This is a genomic window from Pigmentiphaga humi, from assembly GCF_900606115.1.
Taxonomy (GTDB): domain Bacteria; phylum Pseudomonadota; class Gammaproteobacteria; order Burkholderiales; family Burkholderiaceae_B; genus Pigmentiphaga; species Pigmentiphaga humi.
Genome location: NZ_UWPJ01000006.1, coordinates 1 through 14,400 on the forward strand (window position 1 = coordinate 1; position 14,400 = coordinate 14,400).

A 14,400-nucleotide genomic window follows, 5' to 3' on the forward strand; every position below is an offset into this window, starting at 1 on the left:
TTTCCAGTACCTTTTCATGCCTGTCTCCTCGACTTGTCTTGGTGGTTGCCCATACTTCCCTGCGCGGCTTGTTCATGCGCGTCAGGTGCTCCGCGGCGCTGGCGCAGGCGGCGCCCGACGGCTATACCATAGGCGTCATTATCAGTTCGCACGCGGTCAATCCCGGCCTGCACGACTCGCTGCCCTACGATTCCGAGAAGGACTTCACCCCCATCTCGACGCTGGTGCGCATGCCGATCGCCATCGCGGTCCATCCCTCGCATCCCGCCAAGAATTTCACGGAGTTCCTGGAACTCGCCAAGCGCAAGCCGGGAAGCCAGATGTACGGTTCGCCCGGCGTGGGAACCGCCGGCCACCTGCTCGGCGTGCTGATCAACGAACGCACCGGCGCCGAGTTGCGGCACATCCCCTACCGCGGCGGCGCGCCGGCATTGCAGGATCTGCTTGCCGGCCATATCACCGCCAGTTTCCACAACACCAACAACATCGATCCCAGCGTGAAATCGGGACGGGTGCGCGTGCTCGCCGTGTCCAGCCTGGCCCGCGCCGCGAGCCTGCCCGATGTGCCGACCATTTCGGAAACCCTGCCCGGCTTCGAGGTGGTCGAATGGTACGGCATGGCGGGACCGAAAGGCATGACGCCGGAGACGACGGCCCGGCTTTCGCAGGAGATTGCCCGGGTGCTGGGCATCCTGGCCAAGGAGAAGAAATTCTCGGCCGAGGAGGGCATGGAGCTGAAAGCCAGCTCGCCCCAGGAGTTCCGCGCCTTCCTCGATGCCGAGTTGAAGCGGTGGCCGCCTATCGTCCGCAAGCTGGGCCTGAAGGCAGAATAGGCATGCGCCGCCCGCCGCGTCAGCCGGCGCGCGCGGCGGGCGGGTTCATATAGCCTTTGAGCGCCGACAGGCGCGCGGCGCCGTCCACCAGCACCGAGCGCAGGAAGCGCTGGTTGGCCTTCATGCGCGCGGTGGGCGTGGCGATGACGACGGCGCAGTACAGCCGGCCGGACTGGTCGTAGACGGGGGCGGACAAGGCCGAGCCGCCCTCGGCCGTTTCGTCGATGGACAGCGAGACGCCGTTGGTCCGGATCTCGGCCAGATGCTTGCGCAATGCGGCCTTCGAAACGATGGTGTTGGGCGTGTGCCGATCCAGGCGAAGGTTGGCAATGATCTCGGCGCTGATGTCTTCGGGCGAACAGGCGAGCAGCAGCTTGCCCGCCGCGGTCGCGTGCAGCGGCCGCGGCTCTTCCACTTCCGGCACGAAACGCACCGGCTGCGGGCTGGGGAGGATCAGGAAATAGACGGCCGACCGCCTATCTTCGGTGAGCCGCGCCAGCAGGACGGTTTCCAGGGTGGACTGGCGGATCTGCCTGAGGATCTGCGGCGCCGCCGTTTCGAAGAAGTCCCGTGCGCCGATCCGGGCGGCAAGCCGGAAGCTTCTTTCGCCGAGCGCGTAGCCGGCTTCGGTGCGCACGACGTGAGAGGACGCCTCGAGCGCACGCAGCAAATGCATGAGGCTGGTCTTGGGAAGCCCGAGATGCGCGCTGAGGGCGGCCAGGGAAAGGCTCTCTTTCGAGTCCGCCAGCACTTCGACGACTTGCATGGCGCGCACGGGCGCCCGGGGGGGCGTGCGCGGGGCGGTGTCGGCCGCGGATTTCAGTACGCGGTGGGTAGGCATGGCATTCCTCGCATCGGCACGTGCCGTCCAGGTTGTTTCATTATGGAAATAGTGTACCCATTTGGGTGGCAACGCAATAATACATCCAAGCAGGCGGCCGTCGCCCGCCCCACACCACTCCCTTGGAGATTCCATGGACTTTCGCTTGACCTCTGAACAGTCGATGATGCGGGACAGCGTCCGGCGCATGGTCGATGCCGACATCGAACCCGTGCTGCAGGCCAGCGACCGCACCCAGGCCCTCGGCAAAGAACAACTCCTCCACATCTTCCGTAAGCTGGCGGACTTCGGCCTGATGGCGCCGCGCCTGCCCGAGGCGGCGGGAGGCGGGGGCTTCTCGATGCTGGACTACGGCATCATGTTCGAACAGATCCCGCCCTCGGTCAGCATGTCCCTGGTGTCGCAGGACGGCTGCATCACGCGGCTGTTCGCGGAGTGCGACGAGGCCCAGCGCGCGCGCTTCCTGCCCGGCCTGATCGCGGGGGAACTGATCGGGTGCACGGGCTCCACGGAGCCGGGCACGGGCTCCGATCCGCGCGGCATCACGACCAAAGTGACGCGCGACGGCGATATGCTCGTGCTCAACGGCGCCAAGATGTGGGTGACCAACATTTCCGTATGCGATCTGGTCATCGTGACCTGCCTGGATCGCACCGAGGACCCCGCCGGGCAGAACATCGTGAAGGTGGTGGTCGAGCGGTCCAGGTCGCCGTTCGAGGCGCGCGAGATCGACGCGATCGGCCTGCAGCAGGGGCTGCTGGGCGAAGCGGTATTCGACAACTGCCGCGTGCCGATGGAGAACATGATTCGTTCCCGCAGCGGCGGCACCCAGGTCCTGAAGTCCAGCTGGGCGGTGAACCGGCCGCTGCTGGGCCTGCAAGCAGTGCACCTGGCGCAGCGGGCGTTCGATGCGGCCCTGGACTATGCCCGCACCCGCACCCAGTTCGGCAAGCCCATCGGCGCGCGGCAACTGGTTCAGAAGAGCCTCTCGGATATCGAAACGGCCATCCGCACCAGCCGGCTGCTTTGCTACGACGCCCTGGCGACCATCGACGCCGGCGGACCCGCAGACGGCACCTCCGCGATGGCCAAGCGCTATGCGCAAATGGCCTGCACGGAAGCCGTCTGGCAGGCGATGAACGTGCTCGGCGCGATGGGCCTCTCGCGCGAGGCCAGGCTGGAAGAGTATTACCGCGACATCCGCATGATTCCGATCCCGGACGGAACCAACGAGATCCTATCCTTGATCCACGGGCGGGAGCTGACGGGGCTAGAGGCGATTCGCGCCTGAGCCCGATGCGCCTCGCGGCACGGGAGCGCCGTGCCGCGAGGCGGACGACGCTCAGCCGGCGTAGCCCATCTCCCGGCTCAGGCTGCGTGCGCCGGCCTGGACGCGCGGCGCGAAATCGCGCAGCACGGCGGGCGTGAGCCGGTCGATCGGGCCCGAGATGCCGATGGCCGCCACGACCTTGCGGGAAGCGTCGAAGATCGGGGAGGCCAGCCCGCAGACCGTTTCCCGCCATTCGCCGCGGTTGACCGCATAGCCCTGGGTCCGCACCTTCGCCAGTTCCGTGCGCAGAGCGGATAGCGAAGAGAGCGAACGGGGCGTGTATTTCTCGAGCCGCGGAAAAAGCGGTTCCAGCTGTTCGTCGGGCACGTAGGCCAACTGGGCCTTGCCGGTGGCCACGCATTGCGCCGGCGCCCGGCCCCCGACCTTGGTGTAGGCGCGCACCGGCTGCGGGCTGTCGATCTTGGCCACGTAGAGCACCTCGGCGCCGTCGAGGATGGACAAGTGGATGGTTTCCTGGGTCTGCTCCGACAATTCCCGCATGAACGACTGCGCCACCTGGGCCAGTTCCACCCGTTCGGCGATCATCGCGCCCAGCTCCCATAGACGCAGCGTGCAGCTGTAGCGCTCGGCTTCGCTGTCCTGTCTGGCAAACCCTCGATGCACCAGGGTTTGCAGCAGCCTGTGGACGTTGCTCTTGGTCAGCCCCAGCTCGCCGGCCAGCTCCGTGACCCCGCGCGGCTGTTCGCTCAAGGCCAGCGCCTCCAGGACGTCCAGGCCCTTGATCAACGTCTTTTCCATTCCTGCGCCTTTCCTCTGAACCGTTCATGACATTATTCCAAAGAACCGCAGCCCGAGGAAACGCCGGCGGGCGCCGCCTGCGTCCTTCACCGGGGCAGGGCGGCCCGCCGCCATGGGCGCCGCATAGGTTGAATCGAGATTCAAGATTGAACAAAGGAGCCCGCTGTCTTAGCCTACGCACGCCTGGACGACTGGGAGTGCGAGGATGGAACCCTACGAGCTGGATGCCACGCAGGCCGCGCAATTGATCGCGGCCAGGCAGCTGTCGTGCGAAGAGCTGGCGCGATCCACCCTTGCCCACGTCGCGCGGCGCGAACCGCAGGTCAAGGCCTGGGCGCACATCGATCCGGCGCAAGTGGTGCGCAATGCCCGCGAGCTGGATACCGGGCAGGGCGGTAGCGCGCTGCACGGTTCGACCTGGGGCGTGAAGGATGTCATCGATACGCGCGACATGCCCACTTCCCAGAACTCGGCCATCTATCTGGGACATCGGCCCTCGAAGGACGCCGCCTGCGTCGCGGTGGCGCGGCACAGCGGCGCGCTGATCCTCGGCAAGACCGAGACCGCCGAGTTCGCGGCGGGCGGCCGCCTGCCCGCCACCCGAAATCCCCACAACGTGCTGCACACGCCGGGCGCGTCGTCGTCCGGTTCGGCGGCGGCCGTCGGCAGTTGCATGGCGCAGCTGGCCCTGGCGACGCAGACCGGCGGGTCGCTGATCCGGCCGGCCGCCTACAACGGCATCTGCGGCTTCAAGCCCACCCATGGCCTGGTGTCCACCGAGGGCGCCAAGATGTTCGCCCCCACTCTAGACACCATAGGCTGGTATGCGAGATCGGTTGCCGATTTGTCGCTGGCGGCGCGCGTGTTCGGCCTGGCCGCGGACGCGCCGCGCAGGCCGGACGGCGTGCGCGGCCTGCGCGTCGGGCTGTGCCGCGGCCCCAACCGGGCGCACATCGAACCCGACGGCGAGTCGGCGTTGCTGACGGCCGCTCGGCGGCTGGCCGATGCCGGCGCCATCGTCGAGGAGCTGGACCTGCCCGAGCCGTTCGAGCGCATGACCGAGGCGCACCGCACCATCATGCGCGGCGAGGGGCGGGCCACCTTTCTGTGCGAGTACCTCGCGCATCGTCCGCAATTGCACCGGAGCTTCATCGACCTGGCCGAGAACGCCGACGGCATCGGCCATGGCGACCTGCTGCGTGCGCTGGACCACGCCGCCGCCTGCAGGGTGGCGTTCGACGCGCTGTTCGGACCGCGGCTGCATCTGCTGCTGACGCCGCCCGCGCCGGGCGAGGCGCCGCTGGCATCCGAATCCGAAGGCAGCATGATCTTCAACGCAATGTGGACGGCGTTGCATGTGCCGTGCATCTCCATCCCGGCAGGCACGGGCCGGCGCGGCTTGCCGCTGGGGGTGCAACTGGTGGCGCCGCGGGGCAGGGACAGCGAGCTGCTGGGCATGGCCCAGGCATGCGCGGAAGTGTTCGGCGACTGAAAAAGGCATCGAGCCCGACCGGGACACGCCATGGGGCAAGCCCGGCACTTTTCTCTCAAGGGGAGACTACCGTGAAACATCCTTTCATCAAGCTGTTCGCGCCGATGTGCGTGTCGCTCTCGTTCTGCATGACGGCCGCCGCATCCGCGGCCGAGGCCTATCCCAGCCATCCGGTGCGCATCGTCGACGCGTTCCCGCCGGGAGGCAGCACCGATGTGCTGGCGCGCTACCTCGCTTCGAAGACCGCCGAGGAATGGGGGCAGCCCGTCATCGTCGAGAACAAGCCGGGGGCGGCCGGGCAGATCGGCATGGGCACGGTCGCCAAGGCGCCGGCCGACGGCTACACGCTGATGATCCTGCCCAATGAAATCTGGTCCGTCACGCCGCTGCTGTACAAGAATCTGCCCTTCAACATCGGGCGGGAGCTCACGCCGGTCGCGTCGGTGGCGACCGTGCCCATCGTGATGACCGTGGGCGGCGCGCTGCCGGTGAGCAGCGTGAGCCAGTTCATCGAGTATGCGCGCAGCTGGCCGGGCAAGGTTTCGTTCGGTTCCGCCGGAGCGGGCACTCTGCATCACTTGTCGGCCGAGCTGTTCAAATCCATGGCCGGGATCGACATGCTGCACGTACCGTACCGGGGCACGGCGCCGGCAGTGGCCGACCTGCTCGGCGGCCAGATCCAGGTGGTGTTTTCTCCCATCAGCGCCGTGCTGCCGCATATCCAGGCCGGCAAGCTCAAGGCGCTGGCCGTGACCGGTGCGCGCCGCAGCGCGGCGCTGCCGGCGGTCCCCACGGTGGCCGAAGCCGGCCTGCCCGGCTATGAGAGCAATCTGTGGGTCAATCTGATCGCGCCGGCGGGCACCCCGGCGGCCGTGATCCAGAAGTGGAACGAGCAGGCCAGGCGCGTCATGTCCACCGCGGAGGCCCGGGACAAGCTGATGGCCCAGGGCATCGAACCGGCCTTCGATACCCCGGCCAACCTGGTCCGGCGCCTGGATGAGGATGCCGCGCGCTGGCGGCGTGTGATAGAAACATCACGGATCAGCGTGGAGTAGCCGGGCACGGGCGGGCGAGTTGGCTAAAATCGGCTTTGATCGGCACTCGCCCGAAACCAGCCAGAGACAGCCATGCCCAAGCCCGATACGCTGTTGGCGCATGCCGGACGCGCTCCCGAAGCCTACGCCGGCATGGTCAACACCCCCGTTTTCCGTACCTCTACCGTCATCCACCCCACGATCGCATCGTACGAGGCGCCGCGCGACCTGACCCAAAAGCCGGTCAGCTACGGCCGCCACGGCACACCTACCACGTTCGCCTTCGAAGAGGCCGTGGCCAGGCTCGAGGGCGCGCACCAGGCGGTCGCCACGCCCAACGGCCTGTCGGCCATCGTGGTCGCGCTGCTGGCGGTGCTCGAGCCCGGCCAGCACCTGCTGGTATCCGATTCCGTCTATTCGCCCACGCGCGGCTTCTGCGACCGCCGGCTGGCGGCCATGGGCATCGACGTCGAGTACTACGATCCCCTGATCGGCGGCGGCATCGCCGAGCTGTTGCGCGACAACACCGGCGCGGTGTTCTGCGAGGCGCCCGGCTCGCTCACCTTCGAAATGCAGGACATCCCCGCCATCGCCGCCGCCGCCCACGCGCGCGACATCCCGGTGCTGGCCGACAATACCTGGGTCACGCCGTATTTCGCCTCGCCCTTCGAACTGGGCATCGATATTTCCATCCATGCCGGCACCAAGTACCTGGGCGGCCATTCCGACCTGATGATAGGCGTGGTCTGCACCAACGAGCGCTATTGGAAGCCGGTGCGCATGGCGGTCTACGACTACGGCTACAGCGTCAGCCCCGACGATTGCTACCAGGCCTTGCGCGGCTTGCGCACGCTGGGCGTGCGGCTCAAGCAGCACCAGCGGAACGGGCTCGAGGTCGCGCGCTGGCTGCAGGCCCGGCCCGAGGTGTCGCGGGTGCTGTATCCGGCGCTCGAGAGCGATCCGGGCCATGCGCTCTGGAAGCGCGATTTCCGCGGCGCTTCCGGGCTGTTCTCGGTGGTGCTCGAGCCGGTCGGCGACGAGGCGCTGGCGCGTTTCGTCGACAGCCTGCGCCTGTTCGGCATCGGCTCGAGCTGGGGCGGCTTCGAAAGCCTGATCACCGTGGTCCATGCGGCGTCGTACCGCACCGCGACGCGCTGGCAGCCGGAAGGGCCGGCGGTGCGCCTGCACATCGGCCTGGAAGACCCGGCCGACCTGATCGCCGACCTGCGGCAGGGCCTGGATCGCCTGCACGGCGACAAGGCCGCCGCGCATGGCTGATGAGCGCGCGCTGGAAGTCCTGCGCCGGGTTTTCGGCTACGACCATTTCCGCGGTTCCCAGCAGGACGTCGTCGATCACGTGATAGCAGGCGGCGATGCCCTGGTGCTGATGCCCACGGGCGCCGGCAAATCCTTGTGCTACCAGGTGCCGGCGCTGGTGCGCCCGGGCACCGGCGTGGTGGTGTCGCCGCTGATCGCGCTGATGCAGGACCAGGTCGACGCGCTGACCGAACTGGGCGTGCGCGCCGCTTTCCTCAACTCCACCCAGGATTACGCGCGGGTGCGCGAAGTCGAGCGCGCCTTCGTCGAGGGCGAGCTGGACCTGCTCTACGTCGCGCCCGAGCGCCTGCTGACCGATCGCTGCCTGGCGCTGCTCGAGCGCGGCCGCATCGCGCTGTTCGCCATCGACGAGGCCCACTGCGTTTCGCAATGGGGCCACGATTTCCGGCCCGAGTACCTGGGCCTGTCGGCGCTGCACGAGCGCTGGCCGGAGGTGCCGCGCATTGCGCTGACGGCCACCGCGACCCACGCGACGCGCCAGGAGATCGCAAACCGCCTGGGACTGGACGGCGCGCGCCAGTTCGTGTCCAGTTTCGACCGCCCCAACATCCGCTACCGCATCGTCGAGAAGAACGACCCGCGCCGCCAGCTGCTCGAGCTGCTTCGGCAGGAGCACCAGGGCGATTCCGGCATCATCTACTGCCTGTCGCGCGCCAAGGTCGAGGAAACCGCCGACTTCCTGTGCGGGCAGGGCATAGACGCCATGCCCTATCACGCGGGCCTGGACGCCGCCACGCGCGCGGCCAACCAGGCGCGCTTCCTGCGCGAGGACGGCGTGGTCATGGTGGCCACGATCGCCTTCGGCATGGGCATAGACAAGCCCGACGTGCGCTTCGTCGCCCACCTCGACCTGCCCAAATCGGTCGAGGGCTATTACCAGGAAACCGGCCGCGCCGGGCGCGACGGCCTGGCGGCGACGGCCTGGATGGCCTACGGCCTGCAGGACGTGGTGCAGCAGCGCCGGATGATCGACGAGTCCACCGGCGACGAGGCCTACAAGCGGCGTTCGGCGTCCATGCTCGAAGCCATGCTGGGGCTGTGCGAGACCGTGGAGTGCCGCCGCGTGCGGCTGCTCCGCTATTTCGGCGAACAATCGGGGCCCTGCGGCAATTGCGATACCTGCCTAGAGCCGCCGCAGGCCTGGGACGGCACCGAGGCCGCGCAGAAGCTGCTCTCGGCGGTGTACCGCCTCTGGAAAGAGCGCGGCCAGCGCTTCGGGGCGGGCCACGTCATCGACGTGCTGCGCGGCAAGCGCAACGACAAGGTCGAGCAGTACCGGCACGACGAATTGAGCGTGTTCGGCATAGGCGCCGACCTGTCCGACAAAGACTGGCGCGGCGTGGTGCGGCAGTTGATCGCCCAGAGCCTGATCGCGGTGGATCACGAGGCCTACGGCACGCTGGCCCTGACCGAGGGCAGCCGCAGCGTCCTGAAAGGCGAGCGCACCCTGATGCTCAGGCGCGAACCGCCCAAGCCCGCGCGTACCCGCGAAAGTCCGCGCGCGCGCTCCACGGTCACGCTGCCGCCCGAGGCCGAAGCGCTGTTCACCGCGCTGCGCGCCTGGCGCGGCGAAGTGGCGCGCAGCCACGGCGTGCCGGCCTACGTGATTTTCCACGACGCCACGCTGCGCGAGATCGCGCTGGCGCGTCCGGGATCGCTGGGCGAACTCGGCGAGATCAGCGGCGTGGGGGCGCGCAAGCTCGAGGCCTACGGCAGCGAGATCCTCGAGCGGGTCGGCAAGTTCTGAGCGCGCCGCGCCGGGCGGCCCGAGACCGGCCGGTCTTGTTCATGGTCATGGCGCCGGGCGGGTCAGATGGCGCGGCTGCAGCAGCATGAACACCAGGCCCAGCGCCAGCACCGCGACGCCGACCAGCGCGCCGATGCCGGTGTGGCGCAGGCTGGCGTAGAACAGGTAGGCGCTGGTGGCGACGAACAGCAGCGGCGTGAACGGATAGAGCGGCACGCGGAACGGGCGGGGGACGTCGGGCTCCTTGCGCCGCAGCACGAACAGCGCCAGGCCGCTGAGCACGAAGAACAGCCAGAACACTGGAGCGGTGTATTCGACCATGGTGGCGAAGCCGCTGCGCGTGAGCGCGCCCAGCCCGACCAGCGCCAGCGAGATGGCCGCCTGCACCCACAGGGCGTTGACCGGCGTGTTCCAGGTCGGGTGCCAGCGCGCCAGCAGCGAGAACGCGGGCGTGTCCTGGCCGAAGGCATAGGTGGTGCGCGCGCCGGTCAGGATGGTGGCGTTGGCCGAGGTGAGGGCGGAGATGGCGATCAGCATCGCGATGATTTGCGCGCCGGGTTCGCCCAGCACGCGGCGCATCATGTCGGCCGCCACGGCGGGAGAGTCCGCCATGCCCTGCTGGCCCAGCACGTTCAGGTAGGCCAGGTTGACCAGGATGTAGAGCAGCGCGATCAGCGCCAGGCTCCAGGCCAGCGCGCGGGGCAGGCTGCGGCTCGGCCCCATGACTTCGGCGGAGACGTAGGCCGCCTCGTTCCAGCCGCCGTAGGTCAGCATGACGAAGATCAGCACCAGGCCCCAATGGGAGGCGCCGCCGGACGCGGCGGCCGGGGCGGCGGGCGGTTCGCCGGGGGCCAGCAGCAGGCCGGCGCCGATGATCAGCACCACGCCGCCGACTTCCAGCACCGTCAGCAGGTTCTGCGTCCACTTGCCGGTGCGCAGGCCGGCGATGTTGACCAGCGTCAGGACCAGGATGATGGCGGTCGCGTAGATGGCCGGCGAGGCCGGACCCAGGCTGTAGATCTGCGAGGCGTAGTCGCCGAAGATGTAGCCCAGCAGCGCGATCGAACCGGTGGGAATGACGGTCAGCCGCGCCCAGGCGAACAGGAAGGCCAGGCGCACGCCGAAGGCGCGGCGCAGGTAGTGGTAGTCGCCGCCCGCGTGGGGATAGGTGCTGGCCAGTTCCGCATAGCAGAGCGCGCCGGCGATGGACAGCACGCCGCCCAGCGCCCAGGCCAGCATCATCGTCTCCGGGCTGCCCGCGTGGGCGGCGACCAGCGCGGGCGCGCTGAAGATGCCGGCGCCGATCACGATGCCTACTACCAGCGCCATGACGTCCATCGTGCCGAGCAATGCGGCCGGACGCGCCTGGGCGGCGGGCGCTGCGGGGCGGGGCGTGGCGGAAGCTGGAAGCGCGTTGCTCATGGCGGGGGAAGTCCTCGGCGTGGAAGAGCGGGAATGGCGGGCCGTGCGCCGCCCATCCGCAGGCGAGGCCTGGGAAATGAGCGCCGGCATGGATGCGGTGCTTACAGAATGCTGAAGAAAGGTACCGGGGCGGCCGGCCGCCGGTCAAGTGCCGCGCGTAGCGTGCGCGTCAGGCGCGTTGGCGGTCGAGCTGGTTGCGCACCAGGATGCGGAAACCGCTGGGCGACATGCCGGCGTGCTTGGCGAAGAAGCGCGAGAAATAGCCGGGATCGGAGAAACCCAGCGTCAGGGCGATCTCTTTGACGCTCAGCGAGGAATAGGCCAGGTCGCGGCGGGCCTCGGCCAGCAGCCTGCCGTTGATCACGCCCAGCGCCGACAGGCCCAGTTCCTCGCGGCAGATGCGGTTCAACTGGGTGGCGGTAATGCCCAGCCGGCCTGCGTAGTGGGCGATGTCGCGCTGTTCGCGGAAGTGCCGGTTCAGCAGCGTGCGGAAGCGGTGCAGGTGGGCGGCGGCGCGCGGCGTGCGGCGGCCGGGGGCCTGGCTCGCCTGGGTGGCGATCTTGCGCGCCAGCAGGGCGAGCACCGTGGCCAGCATCGATTCGAGCAGGGGCAGGCGCCAGTGCTGCGTGTCGGCGTATTCGGCCAGCAGCAGTTCGACGGCCAGCGAGAAGGACCGGCGGCCATGCTCGTCGCTTTCGAACACGGCGAGCGCGGGCGCCTGGAAATGGGCGAGCAGGTCGGCATGGGGCGCCAGCAGTTTTTCCATTTGCTGGGTCACGATGGTGATGACGGCGCCGTCTATGTCTTCCGAGAAGCGAAAGCCGTGTGCGTGCAGCGCCGGCACGAAGAGCGCGCAGGGGCCGCGGGCCTCCAGCCGGCGGTCGTCGAACTGGATCCGGACTTCGCCGGAGCGTATGTACAGAATTTGCACGAACAGGTCGTGGCGGTGCAGCTTGATCTCCCAGCCGTACAGGCTGCTGCGCTGCGGGATCGATTCGCAGTGCAGGCTTTCGGGGACGAGGCCCTGGCCATGCTCGCCGTAGAGGGCATAGGTGGGGACGAGGGTTTTCATGGGGTGGGGAGCGCTGCCTGGAATGTTCCGATTGTCCATGCAAATGTCGGCTCCGTCTATTCCTGCCGGCGGCCGGCGGCTCGTAACATCGATGCCATCGGAACGAACAGCGGAGACGCGCCATGAGGGTCCAAGTCGCAATCGTCGGATCCGGGCCTGCCGGCCTGTTCCTGGGCCAGATACTCGCCCGCGCGGGGATCGAGACGGTCATCGTCGAGCAGCGCAGCAAGGAATACGTGCTGGGGCGCATACGCGCCGGCGTGCTCGAGCAGGGCACGGTCGACATCCTGGACCAGCTCGGCGCGGGCCGGCGCATGCACGAGCAGGGCCTGGTGCACGAAGGCATAGAGCTGTGCTTCGACGGCCAGCGCCATCGCATCGATCTCAAGCATCTTTCCGGCGGCAAGACCGTCATGGTCTACGGCCAGACCGAGGTCACGCACGACCTCATGGATGCGCGGGAAGCCGCCGGCTATGCGTCGATCTACGAGGCCGAGGACGTCCGCATCCACGACTTCGACACCGACCGTCCGCGCGTGACCTACCGCAAGGACGGCGCCGAGCACGTCATCGATTGCGATTTCATCGCCGGCTGCGACGGCTTCCACGGCGTGAGCCGCGCCAGCGTCCCGGCCTCGGCCATCCAGACCTGCGAGAAGATCTACCCCTTCGGCTGGCTGGGCATCCTGTCGGACACGCCGCCGGTTTCCGACGAGCTGATCTATTCCAACCACGTGCGCGGTTTCGCGCTGTGCAGCATGCGTTCGCCCACGCGCAGCCGCTACTACGTGCAATGCTCACTTGAAGACAAGGTCGAGGCGTGGTCCGACCAGCGCTTCTGGGACGAATTGCGCAGCCGCCTGGACGAACGGGCCGCCGACACGCTGGTGACCGGCCCGTCCATCGAAAAAAGCATCGCGCCGCTGCGCAGTTTTGTGGCCGAGCCCATGCGCTTCGGACGCCTGTTCCTGGCGGGCGACGCGGCCCACATCGTGCCGCCCACCGGCGCCAAGGGGCTGAACCTGGCGGTGTCGGACGTGCGCTATCTCTCGGATGCGCTCATCCGCTACTACGGCGGCGACCGGCAGGGCATAGAGACGTATTCGGCGCGCTGCCTGGAGCGGGTGTGGAAAGCCGTGCGCTTCTCATGGTGGATGACCATGCTGCTGCACAAGTTTCCGGAAGAGGGCGAGTTCGGCCAGAAGATCCAGCACGCGGACCTGGCCTATCTGGTGGGGTCGCAGGCCGCTTCCGCCTCGCTCGCCGAAAACTACGTGGGTTTACCGTTCGAGGCTTGAATCAGCTGCGCGTGGTGGTCTTGACGTCCACGCTGGCCTTGATCGCGTTCGAGTACGGGCAGATGTTGTGCGTGGCCTCTATCAGCTTGGCGGCTTCGGGCTGGGCCAGGCCGGGCAGGTATGCATCGAGTTCGGCGGTGATGCCGAAACCGCCTTCCGAACGGGGGCCGATGCCTATGGTGGCGGTGACGGTCGTGCCTTCGGGAACCGGGATCTTGGTCTGGGTGGACGCAACGCGCATGGCGCCGAGGAAGCAGGCGGAATAGCCCAGCGCGAACAGCTTCTCGGGATTGGCGCCGTCGCCGCCGGGGCCGCCGAGTTCCTTGGGAACGACCAGCTGCAGCGACATCGTGCCGTCGGCCAGGGCGGTCTTGCCGTCGCGGCCGCCGCCGCTGGCGGTGGCCGTGGTCTTGTACTTCGCGTCTACGGGCATGGCGGACTCCTTGTCTGAATCTGAAAGGGTTGTCCGGAAAATCTATGTCGCCCGGCCGGCGGTGTCAACGCGGGCGCCCCCTGCGCACACAGCTTGTTTCAGGCGGGTACGGCCGGACACGCCGCTCAGCGCCCGCCCAGCCCTTTCCAGCGCTTGAGCCGATCGGAATGGATGCCGAACAAATCCAGCGTGCGCAGCACCGTGTGGTTGACCAGGTCGTCCACGCTCGTGCCGCCCGCGTAGAATGCCGGCACCGGCGGGAAGATGATGCCGCCCATTTCGGTCACGGCGGTCATGTTGCGCAGGTGGGCGAGGTTGAGCGGGGTCTCGCGCGTCAGCAGGACCAGGCGGCGGCGCTCCTTGAGCACGACGTCGGCGGCGCGGGTGATTAGGTTGTCGGCATAGGCGTGGGCCACGGCCGCGAGGGTCTTCATCGAGGTCGGGGCGATGACCATGCCGGCGGTGAGGAACGAGCCGCTGGCGATCGTGGCGCCGACGTCGCCGGGGTGATACACCACGTCGGCCAGGCGCGCCAAGTCCTTGCGCCCCAGCCCGTGCTCATGCATGGTATTGAGTACGCCAGCCTCGGAAACCACGAGGTGGCTTTCCCAGTCGGGTAGTTCGCGCAAGGCTTCGAGCAGGCGCAGTCCGTAGATGGATCCGGTCGCGCCAGTGATGGCGACGATCAGCCGTTGGCGGGGCGGGTCTGCCTGCTGGGAATTCATGCATGCTCCTGGAGTCGTTGTCGTGCGTGGCCGGCTTCCGTTCGCGGCGGAGTGCGTCACGGCGGTGTCACGCGGT

13 protein-coding genes are annotated in these 14,400 nt (G+C 68.2%); 7 read left to right on the plus strand and 6 right to left on the minus strand.

Annotated elements, in window-relative coordinates:
- A partial coding sequence (locus tag PIGHUM_RS02795; protein WP_222929202.1) for a Bug family tripartite tricarboxylate transporter substrate binding protein occupies positions 1 to 833 on the plus strand: 833 nt, incomplete at its 5' end.
- A 19-nt stretch (positions 834 to 852) separates the two neighbouring features.
- On the opposite strand, the gene PIGHUM_RS02800 is transcribed toward PIGHUM_RS02795, so the two are convergent.
- A complete protein-coding gene (locus PIGHUM_RS02800; RefSeq protein ID WP_160142123.1) occupies positions 853 to 1,674 on the minus strand; it encodes an IclR family transcriptional regulator in 822 nt (273 codons plus the stop codon).
- Between the two features lie 133 nt (positions 1,675 to 1,807).
- Here PIGHUM_RS02800 and PIGHUM_RS02805 point away from each other — a divergent pair, with 133 nt between their 5' ends.
- Positions 1,808 to 2,965 carry an acyl-CoA dehydrogenase family protein gene (locus PIGHUM_RS02805; RefSeq protein ID WP_124077745.1) on the plus strand — a complete coding sequence of 386 codons (1,158 nt, stop codon included), beginning with the start codon at positions 1,808 to 1,810 and terminating at the stop codon, positions 2,963 to 2,965.
- Between the two features lie 51 nt (positions 2,966 to 3,016).
- On the opposite strand, the gene PIGHUM_RS02810 is transcribed toward PIGHUM_RS02805, so the two are convergent.
- Positions 3,017 to 3,763: an IclR family transcriptional regulator gene (locus tag PIGHUM_RS02810; RefSeq protein WP_124077746.1), complete on the minus strand. Its 747-nt coding sequence runs from the start codon at positions 3,761 to 3,763 to the stop codon at positions 3,017 to 3,019.
- A 205-nt stretch (positions 3,764 to 3,968) separates the two neighbouring features.
- Between PIGHUM_RS02810 and PIGHUM_RS02815 the strand changes: the two genes are divergently transcribed.
- The 4 genes from PIGHUM_RS02815 (at position 3,969) to recQ (ending at position 9,374) form a co-directional block, all read left to right on the plus strand.
- A complete protein-coding gene (locus PIGHUM_RS02815) occupies positions 3,969 to 5,255 on the plus strand; it encodes an amidase (RefSeq protein WP_124077747.1) in 1,287 nt (428 codons plus the stop codon).
- Positions 5,256 to 5,326: 71 nt separating this feature from the next.
- Entirely contained in the window at positions 5,327 to 6,310 is a 984-nt protein-coding gene (locus PIGHUM_RS02820) for a tripartite tricarboxylate transporter substrate binding protein (protein WP_160142124.1), read from the plus strand.
- Between the two features lie 72 nt (positions 6,311 to 6,382).
- Positions 6,383 to 7,567: a cystathionine beta-lyase gene (gene metC, locus PIGHUM_RS02825; protein WP_124077749.1), complete on the plus strand. Its 1,185-nt coding sequence runs from the start codon at positions 6,383 to 6,385 to the stop codon at positions 7,565 to 7,567.
- Positions 7,560 to 9,374 (plus strand): DNA helicase RecQ, encoded by a 1,815-nt coding sequence (gene recQ, locus PIGHUM_RS02830; RefSeq protein ID WP_124077750.1) that lies wholly within the window; start codon positions 7,560 to 7,562, stop codon positions 9,372 to 9,374. The genes metC and recQ overlap by 8 nt, the downstream gene beginning before the upstream one ends.
- 45 nt (positions 9,375 to 9,419) lie before the next feature.
- Here recQ and PIGHUM_RS02835 read toward each other — a convergent pair whose 3' ends face one another.
- Together PIGHUM_RS02835 and PIGHUM_RS02840 are read right to left on the minus strand one after the other, a co-directional pair.
- Entirely contained in the window at positions 9,420 to 10,796 is a 1,377-nt protein-coding gene (locus PIGHUM_RS02835) for an APC family permease (protein ID WP_124077751.1), read from the minus strand.
- A gap of 169 nt (positions 10,797 to 10,965) precedes the next feature.
- Positions 10,966 to 11,868, minus strand: a complete 903-nt coding sequence (locus tag PIGHUM_RS02840; protein ID WP_160142125.1) for a helix-turn-helix domain-containing protein — start codon at positions 11,866 to 11,868, stop codon at positions 10,966 to 10,968.
- Positions 11,869 to 11,990: 122 nt separating this feature from the next.
- Here PIGHUM_RS02840 and pobA point away from each other — a divergent pair, with 122 nt between their 5' ends.
- A complete protein-coding gene (gene pobA / locus PIGHUM_RS02845; protein ID WP_124077753.1) occupies positions 11,991 to 13,166 on the plus strand; it encodes a 4-hydroxybenzoate 3-monooxygenase in 1,176 nt (391 codons plus the stop codon).
- A 1-nt stretch (position 13,167) separates the two neighbouring features.
- On the opposite strand, the gene PIGHUM_RS02850 is transcribed toward pobA, so the two are convergent.
- Entirely contained in the window at positions 13,168 to 13,599 is a 432-nt protein-coding gene (locus PIGHUM_RS02850) for an organic hydroperoxide resistance protein (RefSeq protein ID WP_124077754.1), read from the minus strand.
- A gap of 125 nt (positions 13,600 to 13,724) precedes the next feature.
- Positions 13,725 to 14,324 carry a UbiX family flavin prenyltransferase gene (locus PIGHUM_RS02855; protein ID WP_124077755.1) on the minus strand — a complete coding sequence of 200 codons (600 nt, stop codon included), beginning with the start codon at positions 14,322 to 14,324 and terminating at the stop codon, positions 13,725 to 13,727.
- Between the last annotated feature and the right edge of the window lie 76 nt (positions 14,325 to 14,400).

What these genes read in the sequence shown, in the direction of transcription:
- PIGHUM_RS02800 (WP_160142123.1), bottom strand. Translation starts at nt 1,674, where the DNA reads ATGCCTACCCACCGCGTACTGAAATCCGCGGCCGACACCGCCCCGCGC.
- PIGHUM_RS02805 (WP_124077745.1), top strand. Translation starts at nt 1,808, where the DNA reads ATGGACTTTCGCTTGACCTCTGAACAGTCGATGATGCGGGACAGCGTC.
- PIGHUM_RS02810 (WP_124077746.1), bottom strand. Translation starts at nt 3,763, where the DNA reads ATGGAAAAGACGTTGATCAAGGGCCTGGACGTCCTGGAGGCGCTGGCC.
- PIGHUM_RS02815 (WP_124077747.1), top strand. Translation starts at nt 3,969, where the DNA reads ATGGAACCCTACGAGCTGGATGCCACGCAGGCCGCGCAATTGATCGCG.
- metC (WP_124077749.1), top strand. Translation starts at nt 6,383, where the DNA reads ATGCCCAAGCCCGATACGCTGTTGGCGCATGCCGGACGCGCTCCCGAA.
- recQ (WP_124077750.1), top strand. Translation starts at nt 7,560, where the DNA reads ATGGCTGATGAGCGCGCGCTGGAAGTCCTGCGCCGGGTTTTCGGCTAC.
- PIGHUM_RS02835 (WP_124077751.1), bottom strand. Translation starts at nt 10,796, where the DNA reads ATGAGCAACGCGCTTCCAGCTTCCGCCACGCCCCGCCCCGCAGCGCCC.
- PIGHUM_RS02840 (WP_160142125.1), bottom strand. Translation starts at nt 11,868, where the DNA reads ATGAAAACCCTCGTCCCCACCTATGCCCTCTACGGCGAGCATGGCCAG.
- pobA (WP_124077753.1), top strand. Translation starts at nt 11,991, where the DNA reads ATGAGGGTCCAAGTCGCAATCGTCGGATCCGGGCCTGCCGGCCTGTTC.
- PIGHUM_RS02850 (WP_124077754.1), bottom strand. Translation starts at nt 13,599, where the DNA reads ATGCCCGTAGACGCGAAGTACAAGACCACGGCCACCGCCAGCGGCGGC.
- PIGHUM_RS02855 (WP_124077755.1), bottom strand. Translation starts at nt 14,324, where the DNA reads ATGAATTCCCAGCAGGCAGACCCGCCCCGCCAACGGCTGATCGTCGCC.